Below are 25,245 nucleotides of genomic sequence, written 5' to 3'. Positions count from 1 at the left end.
CCAATAACGACGCCTGGAGATACACAATGTCCGACTTCACCAATGCTGTAAAAGCTGAACATATTCCAACACCACAATCGACAGCCGAAAAACTCGGGCTCGATAACCCCGCCTTATGGATGAGCGGTGGGTTTATTGCCCTTTTTGTCATGCTTGCATTGTACGACAATGCTTTACTCTCAGAGTTAGTCAATACTGGCTTTTCTTGGTCGGTGACAATTTTTGGTCCTTATTGGCAAGTATTATTATTACTTACTTTTTTGATCAGCCTCGTTTTAGCCGTAGGCCATACCGGACACGTTCGCTTAGGCGCGCTTGATAAGCCTGAAATAGATGGTTTCCGTTGGATGGCGATCATCCTATGTACCCTGCTTGCAGGAGGCGGAGTATTCTGGGCTGCCGCCGAGCCTATCGCTCACTATATGAGCCCGCCACCATTGTTCGGGGCACAAGAAAGCCCTCAACAAAATGCAATTAATGCCTTATCACAATCATTTATGCACTGGGGATTCCTCGCATGGGCCATTCTTGGCAGCTTAACCTCAATTGTATTAATGCATCTGCACTACGATAAAGGATTACCACTGCAGCCGCGTACTTTGCTCTACCCCATTCTAGGTAAACGTGCATTAACAGGTTTAACCGGTGCAATGATTGATGCTTGTTGCATTGTTGCTGTCGCCGCGGGAACAATCGGCCCAATCGGGTTCCTAGGGTTACAAATCAGCTTTGCATTAAATGCGCTATTTGATATTCCAGATGGCTTTACCACCCAATTTATCGTGATCCTTTGTGCGATTGCGATTTATACCTTATCAGCCTTAAGCGGTCTGAATCGCGGGATTCAAATTCTGAGTCGCTATAACATCATTTTAGCGGTTGGTTTAATGGCCTACATCATGATTGTTGGCCCTACAAATTTCATTGTAAATAGTTACATTCAAGGTGTCGGCAGCATGATCGACAACTTCATTCCGATGGCAACCTACCGCGGTGATGAAGGTTGGCTAAGCTGGTGGACAGTATTCTTCTGGGGCTGGTTCATCGGTTATGGCCCTATGATGGCGATCTTTATTGCCCGTATTTCGCGTGGTCGTACTATCCGTCAATTAGTGATGGCGGTGAGTGTCATCGCGCCGATTATTACTTGCTTCTGGTTTACAGTCGTCGGTGGTTCTGGCGTTGCATTTGAAATGGCCGATCCAGGTTCCGTCAGTAAAGCTTTCGAAGGTTTCAACCTTCCTGCCGCCCTACTCGCCATTACTCAACAACTGCCGTTCCCATTAATTGTCTCGATTCTATTTCTTATTCTTACGACGATCTTCATTGTCACAACTGGCGACTCAATGACCTACACCATCAGTGTGGTGGTCAGTGGCGACACCGAGCCAAATGCTGCTATTCGTATATTTTGGGGAGTGATGATGGGAGTAACAGCACTCATCCTAATCTCCTTAGGCTCAGGTGGCGTCTCGGCATTGCAGTCTTTTATCGTCATCACTGCAGTCCCCGTTTCTCTTATCTTGTTGCCATCGCTGTGGAATGCCCCAAAAATGGCAAGGGAGATGGCAAAGGAACAAGGTTTATAACGCGCAACTTATCTACTTAGGTCGGGCAGTGAACCTTGCTGCCTTTATCAATAATGAGTGACTAAAACTCAAATAATAGAATCATGGTGAGCAATATGGATGCACATCGTTGTACTGGAACCCAATCACAGTTACGCCACCCAGATACGGTAATGGCGCCAGAACGATTGGGAGCAATGCATCAGAGTCGTATCAGTTTTGTACGTAGTTTGATCCGTCGTATGGCTAATCAGAAATGGGCTGTATCTCAAGTTCAATGGGATATTTCCGAACAAGGGTTTGGGGTGGCGGTATACCGCTTAGAGACGCCAAACCATCACTACCATTTAGTGGTGTTTTCTGATGCTATTGCCGATGAAGACCGTAACGACCGCGTGATCGCTGAAAAGTGGGATGTAACGTTTGCACTGGTACAGGGTGATATTGATAAAGCATTTTTAAGCCAGTTACAAAACAATGTGCCACTCCAAGAAGCAGGCCGTAACTCAAGCCAAGTATTGGTGCTTGCTCGCGCCAATAAAAGTGTGCGGGTCTTTGATCATTTAGTCTCCTCGCTGGCTGAAGGGCAACAACCTGACTCACAAGTCTTAGCTGATGTTGGCTATATCCTGCGCACCACGGCGGTGTATGGTAACGGTAAATTTGGCATTGCTGATTTTGAGATTTTAGACGAAAACCCAGATTTCAATCTCTCTTTCAGCGCTCAAATGTGCGCAGTCTATATGTTGCGCCAATTCAGTCTTGATTGGGTGCACTTCTTAGCGAAACAGAAAGGTGGTACTAAAGCCGCTCAGCTGGCTCGTCCATTACAGCGTTATTTAGGCGTAGGTAATGCAACAGGGCTTGGCATGGCACCTTACCTAATTCGTCATCCGCGTATTGTCGATCAATGGTTGTCAGAACGCGAAAAAGCCCTTGCAGCAGTATCTGCATGCACTATTACGCCTGTTGCCAACAACACTATTTCTCCATTATTGCACCGTGCCATTGCGCACCTTTCGCAAGTTGTCACCATTAACGAACATCAACAAAAATTGAACGCAGAAGCGATCAGTGACATTCACAATATCATGGCTAAAATCACTGCAGCTCAACAAAAGAAGTGGCTATGGAAACAGCTAATTGAAGATAACCAGCAATACTGTAACGAAGCCCAAGAAATAACTATTTCGTGCATCATGGAGCTGTATCCAGAATTAGTTGATAGTCACGAAAACAGCATGAATGCCGATGAAACACTGGCATTGGCCCCCGGAATTACCGTTCAAAAACTGACGGAAGTATTGAAAGAACGCTACCGCTGGGCACTAGATATCGACTTTTCCTCTGCCGAAAATAGCTATTGGTTTTGGTACCGCTCTGAAGACAAAGAAGAACCAAGAATGGGGATTCGTGGTGAAGAACCCGGTGATGATCGTGAGTTAGCCCTCGATATCGCGCGTCAGGTTTATCGTTTACATGCTGCATTGGCTGCCGTAGAACCATCGCAAACCTTGGCTGAGTTTCTGCTACATCAGCCACAATATCGTTCTATTGCCCGTCGCGCATGGACTCTCGGGCATTGCCCGATGGGTGATATTCAAATGAATGTCTTAAACCAACATGCCTTACCAATGCACCTATTACGTTGCAAGTTAGCGATGTTTGGCGCCACAAAGTTTGACCCTCGATCAGATCGTTGGGTGCGAGTCACCTTCTTCCAAGGGGCTCCTTTAACTGACGAAATTCACGACCAAGAGTGGTTATTCCCACTATTGCCCACAAACACTGAATCAACACCGGAGGCACAAGCATGATGCAAGTATCACATAACGAATTGGTCGTACTCAGTGCCAAAGCCTTCGATGGATTGCACCGACATTGTGGTGAATCAGACATGATCGCCAATATGGTGGCTGATTTAGAAATGGCCGGGCTAAATGGTGTCCAACATTTTGTGAATGCCCTCGCCTTCATGAAAAATGAAAACGATGGCCCTGTACAGGTTGATGCTTTTACAGGCTCGCAGCTGACGGCGAATCTGCACGGGTGCAGTATCTTATGCCACTTACCGACCTTATTGGATTACACCATTGAAAAGCTGGTCGACAAGCCCACAATTACCTTACACATTGAGCAATGCCATAATCGCTGGCTAGCCTTTGGTGAGCTGGTCAAACTGGCTGGTAAAGGCCTATCGGTAAAAGCGCAGTGGTATAACGGTAGTGATCCTAAACATGTGGTGTATGTACTGAATGCGGGGTACATCTTGCCTGATATTTACCTCTCAACGGCTGATCCGACAATGAATAAGCACTCTTTGACGATAGAAATCAGCAAAACGCCTATTCCACAACCGACAGTGACAGAGCACCATCAGCACATTTCATCTGCCAGCCTCGCCGCTGCAAAACAGCATGCTTGGCAACATGGTGTGACGGTGAAGAAATCTGACTGGCTCAAGATCAAGCAAACGGCGGGGGGCATTTTAGTTGAATCCAGTGATGCTTCACGCCTTGGCGCAGGTGAATCTCATCTGCCCTGTGCATAACACCGCAGTACTGTTGATTTTAAAGCCTAACGAATAAAAACAAACCAGCCTGCCAGCAAGATTAATCGTTTGCTGGCTTTTTCTTACCGAGAAGCTGGGCACTGACACACTCTTAACATGCCATACCTTGTCACCACCAGAATCCTCCGTAGAATACAGTGCATAGTTTATGGCAACCAAGAGATACCAACGGATGAGCAACTCTATCAATCAGATGATTGCCAGCGAACTGAATGTTCGCCTTGAGCAAGTTACAGCCGCAGTCACTCTGTTAGATGACGGTAATACGGTTCCTTTTATTTCGCGTTACCGTAAAGAAGTCACCAACGGGCTGGATGATACTCAGCTACGTAATCTGGAATCCCGCCTAGGGTACTTGCGTGAAATGGATGATCGCCGCAAGACCATCCTTAAAGCAATTACCGAGCAAGGAAAACTAACCCCACAATTGGAAGCTGAGATTAATTCGGCTGACAGCAAAACACGCTTAGAAGATCTGTACCTGCCTTATAAACAAAAGCGCCGCACCAAAGGACAGATCGCGATAGAAGCCGGTTTAGAACCGCTTGCCGATACACTGTGGCAGCAACCAACTAACGATCCAGAAGCAACAGCGGCTCAATATATCAATGCAGACAAAAACATTGCTGATACCAAAGCGGCACTCGATGGCGCGCGTGCCATCTTAATGGAGCGTTTTGCTGAAGATGCCGCCCTGCTGCATAAGATCCGCCATCAGCTGCAAACCAATGCCGAGTTCACCTCGCGCATGGTGGCAGGCAAAGAACAAGAAGGCGCGAAGTTTAAAGATTATTTCGAGCATAATGAACGACTCAAAAACGTACCATCACACCGTGCGCTCGCCATGTTCCGTGGTCGTAATGAAGGCTTCCTGCAACTGTCTTTAAACGCAGATCCTAATCAAGAAGAAGGCGTACGCGGCTCTTACTGTGAAATCATTATTGCTGATCATTATGGCGTCAAACTCGGTACACAACCCGCCGATGCATGGCGTAAGCAAGTCATTAGCTGGGCATGGCGCATTAAAATATTAATGCACATGGAAACCGAACTAATGAGTGCATTGCGTGAAAAAGCCGAAGACGGTGCTATGCAGGTCTTTGCTGACAACCTGAGTGATTTGCTGATGGCGGCACCAGCAGGTCCACGTACCACATTGGCACTCGACCCAGGTTTACGTACAGGCTGTAAAGTTGCGGTGATCGATACCACGGGTAAATTAGTCGATATCGCCACCATTTACCCACACCAGCCACAGCGTCAAGTTGCACAATCTGAGGCAGCAGTTTTAGCCTTATTAAACAAACACCAAGTCAACTTAATTGCTATCGGTAACGGAACTGCTTCACGTGAAACAGATGCCTTTGTTGCCAAGATCTTAAAAGACAACAACCTCAAAATTCAAAGTGTCATGGTCAGCGAAGCAGGCGCATCGGTTTATTCGGCCTCTGAGCTTGCAGCCAATGAATTCCCTGATCTGGATGTAACGATCCGTGGTGCCGTCTCAATTGGTCGCCGCCTACAAGATCCGTTGGCAGAACTGGTGAAAATTGATCCTAAAGCCATTGGTGTCGGTCAATATCAGCATGATGTAAGCCAAAGCATGTTGGCTAAACGTCTTGATGCTGTCGTGGAAGACTGTGTAAACGGCGTGGGTGTAGATGTAAATACGGCATCAGCAGCCCTACTAACACGAGTGGCAGGCTTAACCAAAACCATGGCGCAGAATGTGGTTGACTATCGTGATGAGCACGGCCGTTTCGAAAGCCGTACTACCTTGAAAAAAGTCGCACGTTTGGGGCCAAAAGCTTTTGAACAGTGTGCGGGTTTCTTACGAATCATGAATGGTAAAAACCCACTCGATAGCTCGGCGGTTCACCCTGAATCGTATGCTGTAGTGAAAACCATTGCCGCGAATAACAGCAAAGCGATGGATGCCATCATTGGTAACACAGAATTTTTACGTAGCCTAAATGCTGCTGACTATACTGATGAAAAGTTTGGCCTACCAACGGTTACCGATATTATCAGCGAGCTTGATAAGCCCGGTCGCGATCCGCGTCCTGAATTCAAAACGGCCACGTTTGCTGAAGGTGTTAACGAAGTAAAAGACTTAATACCAGGTATGATTCTAGAAGGTGTTATTACCAACGTGACTAACTTTGGTGCCTTCGTTGATGTCGGTGTTCACCAAGATGGTTTGGTACATATTTCCGCGCTATCAGATAAATTCATCTCTGACCCACGTGAAGTCGTTAAAGCCGGTGATGTGGTGAAGGTCAAAGTGATGGAAGTGGACTTGCAACGTAAACGTATTGCCATGTCGATGCGCATGAGCGACGAACCGGGACAAGAAAAACTCGCTCGTAAGCCACAGCAAAACCAAGCACGCAGCACTGCAAACCATAATGCACAGAGTAATAATCGAGGTAGTAGTAATAACCCAAAGAGTAACCAAGGTAATAACTCAGCAGGCGGAGCTATGGGTGGTGCGTTTGCCGCGGCATTTGCCAAAGCGAAGAAATAAACCCATATAAGCCTTAACAATAAGAAGAGAGTCAGTATGAAAATACTGGCTTTTTTATTGCGTAATCAAGATGCAGTAAAGAGATTGGTCAAAAGGCTATAAAGTAAATGGCTTACAGTACCACTAAGTATTCAGTCGGCGGATTAGGCACCGTCGCTTGTGCATAACGGTGAGCCACGACCCCTTTTGTCCGTTCGTTATTACTGATTTGCTCAAGCTGATCCAGTATTTCTCGCGGCAGTTTAATGTGCATTGAATAACCGAGTTCGGTCACTGGCGCCATGTAGCTATCGGCAGATAGGGCTTTTACTAACAGTTCAAATTCATCTTGATAGCCATACTGTTTTTCAATGGTCTCAGGCAGCTCACTGTAATCTGGGTGCTCACTCGGATCCCATGCTGGCTTTTTAAACTGTTTTTCTTCGCTGCTTAGCGGCTTTTCACGGGGAGACTCTGCCGCTTGAGTAGGAGGAACAATTTTTTCACGCACACGGTTATCCCGCGCAGCCTGTTCGGTTGGCGGATTAACAGAGGGAGCAACAATCGGCGCTCCAGCATTGGCTGGCGAAAAAATCATACTGTGGTATTACCATATCCTTGTAAAACGCGATCGCTATATATCAAGATCATGAGTATATACCTAAGCGAGCGGTTTAGGCGATGGCAAGTAATACCGTTGCTACAGTTCCTATCGCCGAAAGTACTTGTCCCGCAGTATAAAAATCATCGGAGTTGGTTTTTACTTCATCAGGATGATCCATCCCCAATGCACCATAAGCAAAAGATTCTGCGACACTGCTGTCTTCTTCTACCGTGCCATCTACATTTTTTTTAGCTTGTGTTTGTGTATCCGCTTCAGCGGCCAACTTACGTTTTGCATCATCAGAGATACTCACTGTTGTACCCGCAGCTTTACTCACACTGGCATTATCAGCCTGTGATTTTTCGGCATCCGTTTTTACCCCCCCCGCAGTTGAGGTTTGTAATGTTGCCGGAGAATACGTTGAACTATTCCCTACACTTCCTATTGTCATATGGCCTCTCGTAAATAGAGTAACTCCATTAAAATCCCTATCGGCAAAACAATCAAAAAGTTTAACTTTTAATCACCAATTCCCTATACACACGACATAATCAGCCTTATTTGATGAAATCTTTCAGCGTTTGCACGAACTCCTCTGGGTGAGAAATAAAGGGTGCATGCGACGCTGCGGCAAAGATCTGCCGACAAGACTGAGGCGCTAATTGGTCCATATCTTTCGCCACTTTAGCGGGAACCAAAACATCTAACCGCCCATATAAGCGTAACCATGGTTGGGTTATACCACCTAACTGTGCGCGTAAATCAACATCAGCCAGTAATCTGAGCCCTATTGATAAAGCTTCAGGATTAGGCTGTGGCCGTGATAACACCGCTTGCTTTAGCAATTTGATATCTTGTCTTGCTGTTGGGCTACCCATTGCTTGTAGCGCTAGAAATCGCTCGACGGTCAATTGAAAGTCATCACCGAGTTGACGTCGAAAATCATCTAAGACCTGAGGCTGAATGCCTCGCCATGTGCCTTCAGCTGCAAAACGTGGTGAACTTGCTACTGTAACTAAACGAGTAACACGCTCTGGTGCCAGTAAAGCCGCTTGTGTTGCCACTAAACCGCCCAATGACCAACCTAACCACGTTGCAGATATTGGTGATTTATCAAGCAACAGTTGTGCCATTTCTTCAATACTATCGGCAGAGATATCATGACTGTGACCGTAACCCGGCATATCAACCCAGTGCACGCGATAAAAAGGAGTCAGTAATGGCAATAATTGCTGCCACACCGCGCCATTCATTCCCCAACCATGAATGAGAACCAGATCCGAACCTTGCCCTTCAGTTTGCCAATGTAGCGCCGTTGTCATTTACACTTCCTTTTTTAAATCACATTGTCGAAAACACTTACCTTATAAGGATGGCAAGGATGTTATCCGTTTCATCGCTAAGATCAATGGTTCTTAAATTCAATCAGCATCGATGGATCAACCAGCAATGTCAGCTATGCCAATTGCCCCTGTCGAACAATGAGTCGATATGGTGTCGACATTGCATCGCCCATTTCCCTCAACCACCATACTGCGCAAGGTGCGGTACCACCACCGTCAACCCTGTAGCACAATGCGGGCAGTGTTTACGTTCGCCTCCGCCGTGGCATCGTCTCTATCGATTAGGCGAGTACGATTTCCCACTCAAACAGATTATCCATCAACTTAAATTCAACGGTAAATTTTGGTTAGCCAAACCACTGGCTGATCAATTCGTCTTATCGATTGACCAACCCGCTCCTTTGATTTTACCTGTGCCGTTACATGCAACAAGGCGCTTTAATCGTGGTTTCAATCAAAGTGCACATTTAGCGTGGGCAATCGCCGAGACCACAAATAGCCAATGTATCGCCGATGGCTTCAAACGCCAACGCTATACCAAGGTGCAAAAACAACTCACTAAAAACGAACGGAAGAAAAATGTTCACCAAGCCTTTATACTTAAGATAAAGTCGTTACCCAAGCATGTCGCGATTGTCGATGATGTTGTGACAACGGGTAGCACGGTTGCCGAACTCACCCGTTTGCTCCTGAATAACGGTGTTGAGCGGGTTGATGTCTACTGTATTTGCTATACGCCCTCAATTAAATGATCGTGAAAGTCAGCAAAATTGGTGACGAAAACATGGTTACGAAGATTAAGGGGTGATAGAAAGTACGTCTAAGAGTAGAATAGATTAAATCTTACTAAATAGGTCAGGTATTACGTCGTGTCTATGATCACTATTACTGAAAGCGCTCAGCAGCACTTCGGCAAGCTTCTTGCCCAGCAGCCTGAGGGTACAAATATCCGTGTCTTCGTGGTAAACCCAGGTACTCAAAATGCTGAGTGTGGTGTGTCTTATTGTCCACCAGAAGCGGTTGAAGCGAGCGATACTAAAATCGAGTTAGCGCTATTTGATGCTTACCTTGATGAACTAAGTCTGCCTTTCTTGGATGATGCTGAAATCGATTTTGTTACCGACAAAATGGGCTCACAGCTAACCCTTAAAGCGCCTAACGCTAAAGTACGTAAAGTGTCTGACGACGCAACGCTAATGGAGCGCGTTGATTACGCAATCCAGACTCAAGTTAACCCACAGTTAGCGGGTCATGGCGGTAACGTATCTCTAGCTGAAATCACTGAAGACGGCGTCGCAATCCTCCAGTTTGGTGGTGGTTGTAACGGTTGTTCAATGGTTGATGTGACGTTGAAAGAAGGTATCGAAAAAGAACTTCTTGCTCAGTTCGCAGGTGAACTGACAGGTGTTCGTGATATCACTGAACACGCACGTGGCGAGCACTCGTACTACTAAGTTAAGTTCCCTTTAACGTAGTCGCGAGAGAATAACGACAAAAAGTCCTTATTCCTGCTACAAAAAAAAGCCGCATTAAGCGGCTTTTTTTATTATTCAGCGGTCAGTAAATCAATCTAATCTACTGTGACCCAACATCATTATTTAGATTAAGGTGATGGTGACATTACGACGTCCCCAATTCTTGGCTGCTTGAATATCTTTACCCATATAGATATCAATTTTACGCGTCCAACGCTTATTCATTTTATCCATAACGGTATATTCACCCGGCAAGCCTGAAATCTTCACTTTAGCGCCGTGAGTCAGCCCCATACCTAGAAGATCACGCGATACTGCAATCACCTTCATTCCTGGTTTTAATCTATCGCCCCAAGCCGCAATGGATGGATTAGCGTTGGTTTGTGCTCTTACTGAGTTATATGCCGTCGCTGTTACTTTAAGGTTCTTTACACTACTTGCCAGTGCATTTGTTCCCCAGCCTAATGACATTACCGCCAGTAAAAACACCCAAATCGTTCGTTTCATTGATATCACCTGTTTAACAATTGTGCACATTTTAAACAGATCAATAACTAAATGAATAGCATTTTTTGTTGTAAAAAGAATCAATATCAGTTGAATATTTCTAACTAATTGTTTGCACTCGCCGGAGACAGAAAAATATTTTTTTGCCATTGGTAAGAAAATATTACAGCCAACCCAATTCCACGCATTGCCATAAATCCTAACATGGCTGCCCACAGGGCATGATTGCCGTAACTATTAAGCATCCACCAAATGGCAAAGAAAAAACACATCGCAATAAACATACTGTTGCGCATTTCTTTGCCGCGCGTTGCCCCTATAAAAATACCATCCAGTAAAAAACACCACATCGCGACTAAAGGGAATGCTGCTAACCAAGGTAAAAAGCGCATTGCTTCTTGCTGAACTGCCGGAATATTAGAAATCAGCCCTATAATTTCTCGACCAAAGACACTGAATGTAAATGTTAGCACCAAGGAAATTATCACACTCCAAAACGTTGTTCCCACTAAATAGCGGCTAAGTTCATCACGATTTTTCGCCCCAACTGCTTTACCAACCAGTGCTTCCATCGCATAGGCAAAGCCATCCATTGCGTAAGAGACCAACATCAAAAAGCTCATTAATACGGCATTCGCCGCCACCACGTTGTCGCCTAACGTCGCCCCTTGAAAAGTCATAAACACAAAGGTCAGCTGTAAACATAAGCTGCGTAAAAAGATATCGCGGTTTAGCTTCAATAAACGCCCCATGCCATGACGTACACTGCCTAATTTTTCACGTATGGCAGGTAACGAATGGGCAATCCACTGACGAGATACAAACCATAAGCCCAGTAACATGCCACTGTAATCGGCAATAACAGAAGCGACAGCGGCCCCTTGCACTTTCCAACCAAAACCAAGAACAAACAAAACATCCAAGCCGATATTGACTAGGTTCGTCACAATCAATAACCACATGGGTGATTTGGCGTTTTGAGTCCCGAGCAACCAGCCCATAATCACAAAGTTTGCCAAAGCAGCTGGCGCACCCCAAATACGGATTGAAAAATACTGCTCTGCGTACATTTTCACTTCTGCACTGGCAGTGCTGAAATGGAAAATCAAAGTGGCAACTGGCTGATGAAACACAATAAGTAACAATGCCAACAACCAAGCTAATGCCATTCCCTGCACAAATGTACCGGCTTGTGCTTCTTTATCATGGGCACCGTACGCTTGCGCACAAATACCCGTTGTTGCCATCCGCAAAAAGCCAAGCAACCAAAACGTCATGTTAATCATGGTGCCGCCCACAGCAACACCCCCTAAATACCACGCATGATCGAGATGACCAATCACAGCAGCATCAACCAGCCCAAGCAAAGGCACGGTAATGTTGGACAACACCATAGGAATGGCTAACGCAAAAACTTGGAAATGGAGCGACTTGTCTCTTAATGCTGCTAGCACTGTGAACCTCAAACGGATAACGGTAGGGATTTGCTTAAAATAGCAGCACAGTGTAGCGAGTTGTTGCCAATGACAACAGCCATCAGCAGCAGATAAATCAGAACATCAAAGACGTTATCCAATGATCGCCAAGTAAGACCACGAACAGGGCTAACAAATGCCAAATTGAATACTTAAAGGTGGCCCAGGCATGCCCCTTTGAATCTGCAAACTTCAACTTCAATGCATAGCCGATAAACCCTAGATTCAATAAGCTACTCCCCACTAAATAGACACCACCGCTCATTCCCGTTAGCCAAGGTAATAGACCAACGATAAACAACATAACGGTGTATAACAGCACCATGGTTTTCGTAAATTCAATGCCATGGGTAACAGGTAACATAGGAATACCCGCTTTGGCATAGTCATCACGACGATGGATAGCAAGTGCCCAAAAATGAGGTGGCGTCCAGGTAAAAACCAACATGACCAATAACAAGGCGTGAGGATCTAACTGCCCGGTTACCGCTGTCCAACCGAGCAATGGTGGCGCAGCACCAGCAATACCGCCGATGACAATATTTTGCGGTGTCGCATGCTTTAACCACACGGTATAAACCACCGCATACCCCACTAAACTGGCCATGGTTAACCAAGCCGTTAGTGCATTCAATTCAAGCAAGATAACAAAACCCGCCACCATTAACGTAGAAGCAAACACAACGGCTTTCCACGTTTCAATGCGCCCTTTCGCTAATGGCCGGTTATAGGTTCGCGCCATCTGAGTATCAAAGCGGCGATCTAAAACATGATTAAAAGCGGCCGCGGCCGCTGATTGAAAACCAATACCGATCAAACCCAAGATAACCGCTTTTGCCGGGGGAACACCCGGTACCGCTAAACACATACCAACCAGTGCGGTCAGCAACAACATGGCCACCACTTTGGGCTTCGTCATCGTGAGATAATCGCGCCATACACTTGGCTGGGAAGTGCTTCTTGTTGTCGCATTTTCGGCTACCGTTGATGTTAGCGGTGCATTACCTAACGCTTGTGATTTAGCCATGATTTCTGCCCTCCCGTGCAAATAGATGCGATCCTTGCAGAGTTTGTTGCCCGCAATAGATACGATAATTGGTTGCAACAATACTCAATAATAAAACGACACCCATTACGTTATGCCCCACAGCGACCAGCAAAGGTAAGCTCGCCACAATATTCGTGATCCCTAAACTCACTTGCACAATTAACGCAGCAGTGAGGGTGAGTCCATATTTTCGTAACCCAGCGGTACGTAGCAAAAAACCAATCAATAATATTAATATTGCCGTGGTCACCATCGCTCCTATTCGATGAGCAACATGAATCGATACACGTTGATGATAGTTAAGCACCCCATATTGATAGCTATCATGAACAGGTTGAATCGGTTCAAATGCCGTTGGGTCAAAATTACCTTGCCAATCACCTTCACACACAGGCAATTGAGTACACGTCACTGCGGCATAATTCGCAGCTGTCCACCCGCCCAACGCAATCTGACCCATCACCACAAATAACGCACCCAATGCTAATACTTTTAAATAACTTGAAGATGACCGCGGTGAATGCAACATTGAAGAAAAAATAGAGGTAGATTTACGATCTTGTTGCCGGACTCTCAGTACCAATAGCAATAATAAAGAAGCAGTGGTAAAGCCGCCTAATAAATGCCCCATCACCACAATAGGCATCAGTGCCATGGTGACCGTCCACATACCAAGCAAGGCCTGAAAAATAACAGTGACTAACAATAAAGCAGGCAATAATTTGGGGGCGTATTTGCGTCGCCAAGCCAGCACATTAATCAGTAAAATTAATATGCCTAAACTACCTGCAAAGTAACGATGCACCATTTCATTCCATGCTTTTTCAACCTCTAGCGGCGCAGAGGGGAAAATTTGTTGTGCGGCCAATTGCTGTTCAGTGCTTTGGGGGACCGAAATAAAACCGTAACAGCCAGGCCAATCTGGACAGCCTAAGCCAGCTTCAGTCAAACGGGTATAAGCGCCTAAGGCGATAACACAAAGAGAAAGAAGAAAAGTAAAATAGATAAGAGATTTAAAGCTAAATAATTGCATCGGCTCCATTCCTTGTGCCTATCAAATCGACCTACTTTGGTATCTATATACTGGGATTTAACCGATTCTCGAGAGCTTTAATAGCCGTTTAAGATCACGTAAAACATCTTTTCCCTGCGCTAGAATCTCAGCCTGCCCTGTTACCAAAGGATACGCCATCATGACGTTACCCAATGGGTCAGCGATATAGATCGCATTCATACCAAATTCCAGTGTTTTTATTTGTGAAACAACCTGCTGAGAAATGGCGATGAGTTCCAACCCATTCATTTGTTCTTCATTAATTATTTTTTCATCAACAACTTTACCATTTCGTTGCAAACCATCAGTAATCAACACCACACTGTTTACGCGATCTTTATAGGCCCCTATCGCTTGTGGTACTTGGCGTAAATTAAATAATGCACCCTCACATTTTTCATCACACGATTCAGGTAACAAATACACTAATTGCCACGTCTCTGGCTCACTTAACCATTCTGCGGTGAGTGGTGACGCTAATAGCTGCCCGCGATTCGTCACACCACCTTGATACCAATTTAAGTCTAGTACGGTTTTTGCCAATAAAAACGGCAAAACAAAGACACCGAGTAATAACAGCAACATCCTATTTTTTTTCATTTAACATCCCTTTATAGCGGTATCTCGAAAATATCATTCCTGACGGTGACCCGTGCTTGGTAGTTTTAACCACCAGAACGCTAAACCTGACACAGCGATAGCTAACAAAAACCATTGCAATGCATAGGCGTAATGTTTTTGTGGCCCCATTACCACGGGGGTCCATGTTTGCTGTAAAGCGACAGGGCTGTCAGGCTCAATTTGTAATATCCACGGCTGGAGGGGCAGATTCATAACCGTTGATAATTCATCCATATGTAGATTTTGAACCCTTAACGGCCAATCAAAATCCAGTGACTCAGCTGACAGCTCAATAAGTTGTGACGGCTTTGCAATAATGCCTGTAATTTTAAGCTCGCCATGGTGCTCAGGCAGTACTGGTAATTGCTCACGATATTGCGGAGCTGCAATCCAACCGAGGTTCACTAAAAACCACCCATCATCCACCGCAAAAGGATAGAGCAAGTGATAACCAGGGCGACCTCGATACAGTTGATTATCAAGTAACACGGCTTTGCTATGTTCAAACTTGCCATGAAGGGTTAACCCATACCAACGGGGGTCAGCAGGTAAGCTGGCAAGGCTGTAGTAAACCTGTTCGCTGCGACGTTCTAAGGCAATATTCAATGCTTCTTTTTCTTGCGCACGCGACATTTGCCACAGACCCAACTTGACCAATGTCGTCATTACCGCCAAAGTAAAAAGTATGAAACCAATCCTTCGCATACTTACCTTTCACCCTTGGAGACGCCATGCTCATTAAAGCCACCATCGTCTGCCTATTAATATTTATTGTGCTGAACCTATTTCGAGCATTGCCAATGATGCTTAAGAGCAAGGCTGAGCCATTATCATCCAATAAACCGATGTCGCACTTCCTTGGCCGTCGTCTTCTTCTGTCCGTTTTTATCTTTGCCCTATTATTACTGGCAATAACCACGGGGATTATTGAACCGAACCCTCGCCCCTATTAATTAATGAGCCGATAATTAATGAGCCGAATTTAATTGCCAACAAGTAAATCTTAGCTGCAACACTTGCTATAAAATATAGACGAAAATAAATAAGCACAGCCAAACCACATCGACAAAGTGCCAATACCAAGCGCCTGCTTGAAAAGCAAAATGCTGATGCGGCGTAAAGTGTCCTTTTAAAATACGGCACCACACCACGAATAGCATGATCGTACCTAAGGTGACATGCAGCCCGTGAAAACCAGTGAGCAAGAAAAATGTATTGCCATACACCCCAGAATCGAGTGTTAAGTCCATTTCTTGATAAGCATGGATATATTCCACGCCTTGCAAGTAAACAAACAAACTGCCAAGCAGAACGGTTAACAACAAGAATAAGGTCAGCCGTTTACGGTTGTTTGTCTCTAAGGCCGTATGCGCAATATGCACCGTGACAGATGAAACTAATAAAATCATGGTGTTGTATAAAGGCAAACCGATAGGCCCCATAGCTTGAGTTTCGCTGCCGTCGGGGGTTTTAATCAATGGCCAGTGTGCGACAAATTCTGGCCACAGCACTAAATTCGTCATTTCATTATTCCCAGCCCCACCCAACCAAGGCACTGAAATCATGCGGGCATAAAATAGCACGCCAAAAAAGGCAAAGAAAAACATCACTTCAGAGAAAATAAACCAACTCATACCTTGGCGAAATGAACGATCCATCTGTGAACTATACAAGCCCCCCATCGATTCTTGAATCACATCTCGAAACCAACCCGTCAGCATAAAAAGAATTAAACCAACACCGGTCAGTAAAATCCACGGTCCTTGTCCATTGAACAAATCACCGACCGTTGCACCAGCCCCTAACGCGATCAGAAATAAAGCAATAGCCCCGACAATCGGCCATATGCTGGCATCAGGTACATAATAATGTTCATGGGGTTTATTCGCTGATTGCTCAGGAAGAGACGATTCATGTTCACTGTAAGGATTAGACATCTTTACAACCTCTTTTTTTTCATTGCGTTAGCGCTGTGCCCGCAGGCTGTGCGTTATATAAGGTATAAGCCAAAGTTAATGTGTTTATATCTTCTGGTAGGTCAGGATCGATATAGAACACTAAGGGCAACTCTGCCGATTCCCCTGCCTCTAAAGGCTGATGGTTAAAGCAAAAGCATTCGATCTTATTAAAATAACGAGCAGCTAAACCTGGAGAAACCGACGGCACAGCCTGCCCTATTGATGCGGTCGCGGTCAGGTTACGAGCAGCATATTTTATGGTTTTCGTTTCACCCGGATTCACCACAATACGGGTAATTTGCGGTTCAAATGTCCACTGCATCCCCGGACTGATATAAGCCACAAACTCCACCGTCACCTCACGTTCACTGACAATACGCTGGCTCTGTTCCGTTGGCGTATTTGCCGTTTTACCGTTAATTCCCGTGAGATCACAAAACACGTCATAGAGCGGCACTAAAGCAAAAGCGAAGCCAAACATGGCGACAGACATCAATATTAAAGACCAAAAAGACCGCTTTTTACGCTGCTGTTTTACATCTAGCTCTGTACTGGATTTCTGCTCTGCTTTCTTTTCTGAGCTACTCATAACGTATCCCTGCGAAGTTCACCAACAGATTAAATCAATGAAGCGAATAATAGGGCTAATCAATTTTGGGTGGTGTTGAAAATGTATGATGAGGTGCAGGTGAAGCGACCGTCCACTCCAACCCTTCAGCCCCTTCCCATGGTTTTGCTGCTGCTGGCTCACCACCACGAATACACTTAATCACGACCGCCAAGAAAATCAGTTGAGATAAACCAAACATAAAACCGCCAATACTGACTACCGCATTCACATCGGCGAATTGCAGGGCATAATCAGGGATTCGACGTGGCATACCCGCAAGCCCAAGAAAATGCATAGGGAAGAATAGAATGTTCACCGATACGACAGAGCACCAAAAGTGCCATTTAGCCAGCCGTTCATCGAACATATATCCCGTCCATTTAGGCATCCAATAATACGCCGCAGCCATGATGGAGAAGATGGCACCCGACACCAGAACGTAATGGAAATGAGCAACCACAAAGTAAGTATCGTGATATTGAAAGTCAGCAGGGGTAATGGCCAGCATCAGCCCAGAGAATCCGCCTATGGTGAACAAGACAATAAAGGCGATAGCAAATAACATCGGCACTTCAAAGGTCAACGAGCCTCGCCACATTGTCGCCACCCAATTAAAGACTTTCACCCCAGTAGGCACCGAGATCAACATGGTGCAATACATAAAGAACAGTTCAGCCGCCACGGGCATACCTGTAGTAAACATGTGGTGTGCCCACACCAGAAAACTTAACCCGGCAATCGACGCGGTTGCATACACCATTGAGCTATAGCCAAAGAGTTTTTTACGCGAAAAGGCAGGAATAATGGCCGAAATAATACCGAAACTCGGCAAAATCATGATGTAGACTTCGGGATGACCAAAGAACCAGAAGATATGCTGGAACATCACCGGATCGCCGCCACCCGCCGCATTAAAGAAACTCGTCCCGAAATATTTATCAGTCAGTATCATGGTTACGGCACCCGCCAATACGGGCATAACGGCAATTAATAAGAAAGCAGTGATCAGCCACGTCCATACGAACAAAGGCATTTTCATGTAAGTCATACCCGGAGCTCGTAAGTTAATAATGGTCACAATCACATTGATCGCCCCCATAATTGAACTTATCCCCATGATATGAATAGAAAAAACAAATAACCCCGTACTAGCAGGACTATACATGGTCGACAGTGGTGCGTAGAACGTCCAACCAAAATTAGGACCGCCCCCTTCCATAAACAGCGATGATAGCAACAACGTAAATGCAAACGGTAGAATCCAGAAGCTCCAGTTATTCATTCTTGGTAACGCCATATCTGGCGCACCAATCATCATTGGAATCATCCAGTTAGCCAGCCCAGTAAAAGCCGGCATTACAGCACCAAAGACCATGATCAAGCCATGGACAGTGGTCATTTGATTAAAGAAGTTGGGTTCAACTAATTGTAATCCGGGCTGAAATAGTTCAGCTCGAATTACCATTGCCATCGCTCCGCCAGTTAAAAACATGGCAAAACTGAAGATTAAATATAACGAACCAATATCTTTATGATTGGTCGTAAACAGCCAGCGTTTAAAACCGGTAGGTTGATGATGGTGTTGTGAATGTTGATCATCTGAAAAACCGTTCTTTAACGAGCCGTCTTCTAAGATACTGCTGTTTGAGTTGCTGTCTTCAACGTCAGTTTTAACTTCTTCTCGTAACATATCCGTCATTGTCTGTTGCTCCCTTAAAGCTCTTTGCCGTTGAGCACAGCCTGCACTTCTGCAGCTTGTATGGTTTCACCCGTATCGTTACCCCACGCATTTCGCTCATAGGTAATAACAGCGGCTAATTCTTTCAGGCTTAACTGAGGCCCGAATGCCTGCATTGCTGTCCCTTTTTTGCCATGAACAACGATACTGATATGCTCTAATTTCTTAGCCGGATCAATCGAAATACCTTGCCCAGCTAACGCTGGGAATGCCCCTGGAATACCAGCACCCGTTGGTTGATGACACATAGAGCAGCGCGCGAGATAGGTTTTTTCACCCAACGCCATGAGCTCTTCCATCGGCATTTGCATTGACAATAAACGTTGCTCTTCTTCATACGCTGCTTGCTGAGTGGCTTTGGTTGTTTTTAGCCAAGAATCATAATCACTCTGAGATTTGGCAATCACCACTATGGGCATAAAGCCGTGGTCTTTCCCACACAGCTCGGCACACTGCCCACGGTAAATACCGGGCTTATCGATACGTGTCCAGGCCTCATTAATGAAACCAGGGTTAGCATCTTTTTTAACCGCAAACGCAGGTACCCACCAAGAATGAATTACATCTTGAGAGGTAATAAGAAACCGGATTTTTTTGCCAATAGGCACAACTAGAGGGCGATCAACTTCAAGTAAGTAGTTTTCACGTTTATCTCGTTCGTTCTTAATTTGCGCAGAAGAGGTTGCCAATAGTGAGTAAAAATCGACATCTTCGTTGAAGTAGTTGTAATGCCACTTCCATTGAGAGCCTGTTACTTGAATGGTGATATCCGATTCTGACGTGTCTTCCATTGCTAACAGGGTTGTTGTAGCAGGAATGGCCATGGCAATAAGGATAACGAAAGGAATGATGGTCCAGAGTATTTCGACTTTGGTGCTTTCATGAAACGAGGCAGCGACCGCACCACGCGATTTCCGATGATGGATAATGGCCCAAAACATGATGCCAAAAACAATAATACCAATGACCACACAAATATAAAAAATGGTCATGTGTAGGTCATAGACTTGTTGGCTAACCCGGGTAACCCCTTGGGTCATGTTTAACGGCATACTTTTCGTTTCGGCAGCCACAGGCAATGCCAAAATACTTAACAATAATACGCTGATCAGTCGACGAATCATCTCCCTGACCTCTCCTTTTGTCATCCTGACATTCATCAAGAACTGTTCAATGAAAACACTAACTTATAGCGAAAATCAGCCCGTTCACGCGTAACACTCAAACGATGATTAACACTTTGTTTACATTTAACTTAGGACAAAACAGAAGAAATGAGCAAAGAATTACTAATAAAAAATTAATCCGGCATGAACGTAGAAAAAATAGATACTAAATCAGTAACAAAAGGAAATATGACGCTAAAAGTCACGATCTAGAAGCGAATGTGCACCAATACTGGGGTAACTCGGTATTTCAAACTTGGCATTCTTGCGATCCAACGCTGCCAAGATCGCCAACGCGGACAATCATGATCTAGCGGACTATAGCGACTGATTAATTCAGCCCATGGCAACCAATTCAATACTTGCTGTGCTGGGTCTTTAAACCCGTGACTATATTGTTCAGCCCCCATCTTTTTAGCTAATGCAGAATCACAACGATCACCTGCCAGAACTAAACAGGCTTCAATTTGACTAAAGTGGCAGCCAATACGCTGAATAAAAGTGGCTAACTCTTGGCTTTCACATTTCAATAGTGCTTGATCGCACAACAATAAAACGGGGGTATTTTTCTGAGTCGGTAGTGACGCTAGCCATGATAAATCGGTAACGGAGCCACGTTGCATGGTATACCGATCACTGCGATGAAAAAGCCTCTCACGCCATAAAAGATTCTCATCGGTATCTAATTCAAACCAACGACAACGGCCGTTATCTAAACGATAAAAACGGGTATCAAGCCCCGCCCCAACATTGATAATAAAACCATTGGGATGACGGCGAAGAAATTTCAAGACTTGTTTATCACACTGTAAGGTAAGCGTGGCATGCAGTAATTGACGTTCAGAAACATTGCCAGCCAGACAATCAGGAACAAGATGGCACTGGCTACACGCAGCAGCGGCGATGGGATCATAAATAAGTCCATCATCAGCCAAACTTTCTCGGCTTCTAAGCCATAACGGCTGCAGCAATTCAGAAGGTATGCGATATCGAGAGGAATTAACCATTATCATCTCCATGTGATATGAATTAGATGATAATGACTATCATTAAGTTTTGCAAAGTATTCTCGATACTAATGCAAAACATAATGATTAATTAACATTTACAAGGATCGATTACATCCAGTCAGCAGTACGAATAACACCAACAGCAATGCCTTCAATCGTCAATTGCTGATGAGTAAGATCAACAACAATCGGAGCAAAATCTTCATTTTCAGCATGCAACAAAACTTGCGAGCCTTGTTTATCAAGACGCTTTACTGTTACATCATCATCAACACGAGCAACAACCACTTGCCCATTATGAACATCTTGGGTTTTATGCACAGCAAGTAAATCGCCATCCATAATACCGATGTCTTTCATACTCATGCCATTTACACGCAATAAAAAATCAGCGCGCGGCTTAAATAAGGTTGGATCAACTTCATAATGCGTTTCAACATGCTCTTGAGCCAAAATAGGTTCACCAGCAGCAACACGACCAATTAATGGTAAGCCTTTTGCCTCAACTTCATCATGGAGTAACACACGAATACCTCGTGATGCACCCGGCACAATTTCAATTACTTCTTTACGTGCCAAAGCTTTTAAATGTTCTTCGGCAGCATTCGCTGAACGGAACCCCAATTCACGAGCGATCTCAGCACGTGTTGGCGGCATCCCACTATCTTCGATTTTTGCTTTGATCAAATCAAAGACTTCTTGTTGGCGCGGCGTTAACGGCTTCATGATTCACCCTGTTTGTTTATACAGTCTACTGTGAGTATATCCAGTGTTTACAGGCTTGAAAAGTTAATTGTTCACGAAAAGACCAATCCGTATAGAAAGCACAACGATTTAATACAGTAAAAGCGTTCAAATTAACGCAAATATTTAATTAATTACTGTGATTAGATCGTTAAAATTAGCCATGCTCAAACAAAGATTATCAATGAAATAATAAATAGAATAAAAGATTATTCAAAATCATAATTTGATATCAATATCTCGCATTTTCGCTGCATGAAAGCAGCCATTTTCTGCTATCCTTGCCACGCATTAAGAATTCGAGGCTAGTAAAAGATATGTCAAGTTGGCAGAAAATCTATCAAAAATTATTGAATTTGCCGCTTTCCGTGTTGGTTAAGACCAATTCAATTCCATCCGATCCCGTTACAGATTTAGAGTTAGATATCGAACGACCAATCGTTTATATCTTACCTTTCCGTTCAAATACGGATCTGATGACACTGCGTAGCAGCACCCAAGAACTAGGTCTACCCGACCCACTGACACCACTTGAAATTGGTGGTCAAAAATTCTCGCGGTATGTTTTCGTAGCAAACGGTCCAAGTATTTTTGGTACCGATCGAGAATTACCGAAAGAATCACTTCAGTTATTCACCAGTTTACTTGAGCAGCATAAGCAAGATTCTGAGCTCGATATTCAGCTCATTCCTGCCTCTATTTTATGGGGACGAAAGCCAGGTAAAGAAAGCCACAGAGGGCCAGTACTGCGCCCACTCAATGGTCCTGAGAAATTTACCGCTATTTTGGGTCATGGACGTGATTGTTTGGTACGTTTAAGCACGCCTGTATCATTGCGTTATATGGCAGATAATCACGGCACTGATGACGCAATCGCGCAAAAATTAGCACGTGTGGCAAAGATTCATTTCTCTCGCCAACAAATTGCGGCTTCAGGCCCACGCTTACCCGATCGCCAAGCCTTATTCAAACGCTTACTGGCATCTAAAGCTATCGAAAAAGTGGTTCGTGAAGAAGCTGAAAGCCGTGATGTGCCGGTAGAAAAAGTCCGTAAAGAAGCCATCGACATGATGGAAGAAATTGCGGCTAACTTCTCTTATTCACTGATTAAAAACGCCGAACGTTTTCTCGGTTGGTTGTGGAATAAACTCTATCAAGGGCTGAATATTCACAACGCTCAGCGAGTACGCAAGTTGGCACAAGATGGTCACGAAATCGTGTATGTTCCGTGTCACCGTAGCCACATGGATTATCTACTTTTATCTTATGTTTTGTATAAAGAAGGCTTAGTACCACCACACATTGCTGCGGGTATTAACCTGAACTTCTTCCCTGCTGGACCGATTTTCCGCCGTGGTGGTGGCTTCTTCATACGCCGTAGTTTTAAAGGTAACCGCCTATATTCAACGGTTTTTCGTGAATACCTAGCAGAGCTTTTTGCGAAAGGCTATTCCGTCGAATACTTCAGTGAAGGTGGTCGTTCACGTACCGGACGTTTACTACCTGCGAAAACAGGTATGCTTTCAATGACAATTCAAGCGATGTTACGAGGCTTAAATCGCCCTGTTACATTGGTACCGGTCTATATCGGTTATGAACACGTTATGGAAGTGGCCACTTACGCAAAAGAGCTACAAGGTAAGCGCAAAGAAAAAGAAAATCTGGGTCAAATTTTACGTACATTACGTAAATTGCGTAATTTTGGGCAAGGTTATGTGAATTTCGGCGAGCCAATTCCGCTGAATCAATACCTCAATGATAACGTGCCAACATGGCATGATGACATTGACCCAATCGAACCACAAAAACCAAGCTGGCTAAATCCCGTGGTGAACGATCTTGCCGTTAAAATGATGACACACATTAATGATGCCGCTGCGACCAATGCCCTCACATTGTGTGCATTAGCATTATTATCATCTCGTCAGCGTGCACTTAGCCGTGAAGAACTTGAACAGCAGATTGATAGTTACCTGCAAATTCTGCGTAACGCATCATATTCATCACAATGTACGATGCCAGACGAAGATGCAAAAACCTTGGTCGAACACGCACTAGAAATGGACAAGTTCATTGTAGAGCGTGATGGTTTAGGTGAGGTTATTTCGCTTGATCGTCAACAATCTATTTTGATGACTTACTACCGTAATAACATTATTCACTTGTTTGCGTTGCCGTCTTTAATTGCACACATCATCGTTCAGCATCAAAGCTTATCCAAAGATAAGCTTTATGAACAAGTGCAGTTACTGTATCCATTCTTAAAAGCTGAGTTATTCTTACGCTTTGAGAAAGATGAACTGAATGCTGTTATTGACTCCATCATTAGTGAGCTGGTTCGTCAGCGTTTACTATTAAGTGATGGTGACACTATCTCGATGAATAATGCCCGTATTGGACCGCTACAGTTGTTAGCCCGTACGATCACTGAAACGTTGCAACGCTATACCATCACCTTAACGCTACTGCATGCAGATCCTCAAATGATGAAGAGTGATTTAGAACAGCAAAGCCAAATGATGGCACAACGTTTAAGTCGCTTACACGGGATTAATGCACCAGAATTTTTCGACAAAGGTGTCTTCGCGATATTAGTGAAAACGCTACGCAAAGAAGGTTACCTCAATGATGAATGTCATGCGGTGTCTCGCCAAGTAGAAAACCTTGCCGATCAATTAACGGCATTGGTTTCACCTGAAGTGAAATTAACCATTCAAGCGGTAATGAATCGCGATGAAAAAGCGTAATTCAATTCACTGTTAATACGCTGAGATACACCTTTAAACGAAAAGCTGGCATTGCCAGCTTTTTTCTTACCTGCGATTTCTCTTAAGCATTTTATAAGCTTTTGGGTTATGGGGTTCCTAGTCGTCCTAAACATGTACATCAGCCCTGACAACGTACTAGCGACTAGCTGGCAACCGCCGTATTCATTACGATACGTCTAAAAACGCAAGCTTTTAGGTTACTGGTATATAAAACCTCTAAAGCTGTACCATTTTATTGGTCTCGCTAAAAACCAGCCTACACCCCAGAACTGATAGGCTTCAGCTAAGTTAATGATTCATTAAAGCAATGCCCGTTTAATAACAAGAAATAGACGTTTCTTAGTTTGATGGTGTTTTTTAATTAAAAAGCTGTACAGCCACTGTAACAATGACGATTTACACAAATCACAAACAATAAAAAAGCACCTATAGGTGCTTTTTTATAATGTATATCTAAGTAACTTCAAAAGGCTTTGCG

At 44.5% G+C, this 25,245-nt stretch carries 23 protein-coding genes; 8 read left to right on the top strand and 15 right to left on the bottom strand.

Annotated features, from left to right (window positions below; genetic code table 11):
• Window positions 1-26: 26 nt before the first annotated feature.
• From C9J12_RS06700 to C9J12_RS06685, 4 genes are all read left to right on the top strand, one after another.
• Window positions 27-1,589 carry a BCCT family transporter gene (locus C9J12_RS06700; RefSeq protein ID WP_107242017.1) on the top strand — a complete coding sequence of 521 codons (1,563 nt, stop codon included), beginning with the start codon at window positions 27-29 and terminating at the stop codon, window positions 1,587-1,589.
• Between the two features lie 95 nt (window positions 1,590-1,684).
• Entirely contained in the window at window positions 1,685-3,385 is a 1,701-nt protein-coding gene (locus tag C9J12_RS06695; protein ID WP_107242016.1) for a hypothetical protein, read from the top strand.
• Complete coding sequence (locus C9J12_RS06690) at window positions 3,382-4,119, top strand: DUF3726 domain-containing protein (RefSeq protein ID WP_107242015.1); 738 nt, start codon at window positions 3,382-3,384, stop codon at window positions 4,117-4,119. The genes C9J12_RS06695 and C9J12_RS06690 overlap by 4 nt, the downstream gene beginning before the upstream one ends.
• 193 nt (window positions 4,120-4,312) lie before the next feature.
• Window positions 4,313-6,667, top strand: coding sequence for a Tex family protein (locus C9J12_RS06685; protein WP_107242014.1), 2,355 nt, complete (start codon window positions 4,313-4,315; stop codon window positions 6,665-6,667).
• A 112-nt stretch (window positions 6,668-6,779) separates the two neighbouring features.
• On the opposite strand, the gene C9J12_RS06680 is transcribed toward C9J12_RS06685, so the two are convergent.
• From C9J12_RS06680 to bioH, 3 genes are all read right to left on the bottom strand, one after another.
• A complete protein-coding gene (locus tag C9J12_RS06680) occupies window positions 6,780-7,244 on the bottom strand; it encodes an ATP-dependent Lon protease (protein WP_107242013.1) in 465 nt (154 codons plus the stop codon).
• Between the two features lie 76 nt (window positions 7,245-7,320).
• Window positions 7,321-7,701 carry a hypothetical protein gene (locus tag C9J12_RS06675; RefSeq protein WP_107242012.1) on the bottom strand — a complete coding sequence of 127 codons (381 nt, stop codon included), beginning with the start codon at window positions 7,699-7,701 and terminating at the stop codon, window positions 7,321-7,323.
• 106 nt (window positions 7,702-7,807) lie between these two features.
• A complete protein-coding gene (gene bioH / locus C9J12_RS06670; protein ID WP_107242011.1) occupies window positions 7,808-8,572 on the bottom strand; it encodes a pimeloyl-ACP methyl ester esterase BioH in 765 nt (254 codons plus the stop codon).
• Between the two features lie 59 nt (window positions 8,573-8,631).
• Here bioH and C9J12_RS06665 point away from each other — a divergent pair, with 59 nt between their 5' ends.
• Together C9J12_RS06665 and nfuA are read left to right on the top strand one after the other, a co-directional pair.
• Window positions 8,632-9,345, top strand: coding sequence for a ComF family protein (locus tag C9J12_RS06665; RefSeq protein WP_107242010.1), 714 nt, complete (start codon window positions 8,632-8,634; stop codon window positions 9,343-9,345).
• A 117-nt stretch (window positions 9,346-9,462) separates the two neighbouring features.
• Window positions 9,463-10,047: a Fe-S biogenesis protein NfuA gene (gene nfuA / locus C9J12_RS06660; protein ID WP_193944647.1), complete on the top strand. Its 585-nt coding sequence runs from the start codon at window positions 9,463-9,465 to the stop codon at window positions 10,045-10,047.
• Between the two features lie 144 nt (window positions 10,048-10,191).
• Here the strand turns inward: nfuA and C9J12_RS06655 are convergent, their stop codons facing one another.
• The 6 genes from C9J12_RS06655 to C9J12_RS06630 all read right to left on the bottom strand — a co-directional run bounded on the left by C9J12_RS06655 (window position 10,192) and on the right by C9J12_RS06630 (window position 15,478).
• Window positions 10,192-10,539, bottom strand: a complete 348-nt coding sequence (locus tag C9J12_RS06655; protein ID WP_407675673.1) for a 3D domain-containing protein — start codon at window positions 10,537-10,539, stop codon at window positions 10,192-10,194.
• Window positions 10,540-10,679: 140 nt separating this feature from the next.
• Window positions 10,680-12,029, bottom strand: a complete 1,350-nt coding sequence (gene dinF / locus C9J12_RS06650) for an MATE family efflux transporter DinF (protein ID WP_107242007.1) — start codon at window positions 12,027-12,029, stop codon at window positions 10,680-10,682.
• 97 nt (window positions 12,030-12,126) lie between these two features.
• The gene (cyoE, locus tag C9J12_RS06645; protein WP_107242006.1) at window positions 12,127-13,077 is read right to left on the bottom strand and encodes a heme o synthase; all 951 of its coding nucleotides are present in this window, start codon (window positions 13,075-13,077) and stop codon (window positions 12,127-12,129) included.
• Window positions 13,070-14,131, bottom strand: coding sequence for a COX15/CtaA family protein (locus C9J12_RS06640; protein WP_107242005.1), 1,062 nt, complete (start codon window positions 14,129-14,131; stop codon window positions 13,070-13,072). Before C9J12_RS06640 ends, cyoE begins: the two co-directional genes overlap by 8 nt.
• Window positions 14,132-14,188: 57 nt before the next feature.
• Entirely contained in the window at window positions 14,189-14,752 is a 564-nt protein-coding gene (locus C9J12_RS06635) for a cytochrome oxidase (RefSeq protein WP_107242004.1), read from the bottom strand.
• 33 nt (window positions 14,753-14,785) lie between these two features.
• Window positions 14,786-15,478: an SURF1 family protein gene (locus C9J12_RS06630; RefSeq protein WP_107242003.1), complete on the bottom strand. Its 693-nt coding sequence runs from the start codon at window positions 15,476-15,478 to the stop codon at window positions 14,786-14,788.
• A gap of 26 nt (window positions 15,479-15,504) precedes the next feature.
• Between C9J12_RS06630 and C9J12_RS06625 the strand changes: the two genes are divergently transcribed.
• Window positions 15,505-15,726 carry a DUF2909 domain-containing protein gene (locus C9J12_RS06625; protein ID WP_107242002.1) on the top strand — a complete coding sequence of 74 codons (222 nt, stop codon included), beginning with the start codon at window positions 15,505-15,507 and terminating at the stop codon, window positions 15,724-15,726.
• A gap of 66 nt (window positions 15,727-15,792) precedes the next feature.
• Here the strand turns inward: C9J12_RS06625 and C9J12_RS06620 are convergent, their stop codons facing one another.
• From C9J12_RS06620 to lexA, 6 genes are all read right to left on the bottom strand, one after another.
• Window positions 15,793-16,710 (bottom strand): cytochrome c oxidase subunit 3, encoded by a 918-nt coding sequence (locus C9J12_RS06620; protein ID WP_107242001.1) that lies wholly within the window; start codon window positions 16,708-16,710, stop codon window positions 15,793-15,795.
• A gap of 19 nt (window positions 16,711-16,729) precedes the next feature.
• A complete protein-coding gene (locus C9J12_RS06615; protein ID WP_107242000.1) occupies window positions 16,730-17,320 on the bottom strand; it encodes a cytochrome c oxidase assembly protein in 591 nt (196 codons plus the stop codon).
• Between the two features lie 55 nt (window positions 17,321-17,375).
• On the bottom strand, window positions 17,376-19,040 hold the full coding sequence (gene ctaD / locus C9J12_RS06610) for a cytochrome c oxidase subunit I (RefSeq protein WP_107241999.1): 1,665 nt from the start codon (window positions 19,038-19,040) through the stop codon (window positions 17,376-17,378).
• A gap of 14 nt (window positions 19,041-19,054) precedes the next feature.
• Window positions 19,055-20,203 (bottom strand): cytochrome c oxidase subunit II, encoded by a 1,149-nt coding sequence (gene coxB / locus C9J12_RS06605; RefSeq protein ID WP_107241998.1) that lies wholly within the window; start codon window positions 20,201-20,203, stop codon window positions 19,055-19,057.
• A gap of 251 nt (window positions 20,204-20,454) precedes the next feature.
• Window positions 20,455-21,252 carry a class I SAM-dependent methyltransferase gene (locus tag C9J12_RS06600; protein WP_107241997.1) on the bottom strand — a complete coding sequence of 266 codons (798 nt, stop codon included), beginning with the start codon at window positions 21,250-21,252 and terminating at the stop codon, window positions 20,455-20,457.
• Between the two features lie 111 nt (window positions 21,253-21,363).
• Window positions 21,364-21,981, bottom strand: coding sequence for a transcriptional repressor LexA (gene lexA, locus C9J12_RS06595; RefSeq protein WP_107241996.1), 618 nt, complete (start codon window positions 21,979-21,981; stop codon window positions 21,364-21,366).
• 335 nt (window positions 21,982-22,316) lie between these two features.
• Between lexA and plsB the strand changes: the two genes are divergently transcribed.
• Window positions 22,317-24,746, top strand: coding sequence for a glycerol-3-phosphate 1-O-acyltransferase PlsB (gene plsB, locus C9J12_RS06590; RefSeq protein ID WP_107241995.1), 2,430 nt, complete (start codon window positions 22,317-22,319; stop codon window positions 24,744-24,746).
• Window positions 24,747-25,245 lie beyond the last annotated feature (499 nt).

The sequence above is a fragment of the Photobacterium frigidiphilum genome (genome assembly GCF_003025615.1).
Lineage (GTDB): Bacteria > Pseudomonadota > Gammaproteobacteria > Enterobacterales > Vibrionaceae > Photobacterium > Photobacterium frigidiphilum.
This window is presented reverse-complemented; position numbering and strand designations above follow the sequence as displayed.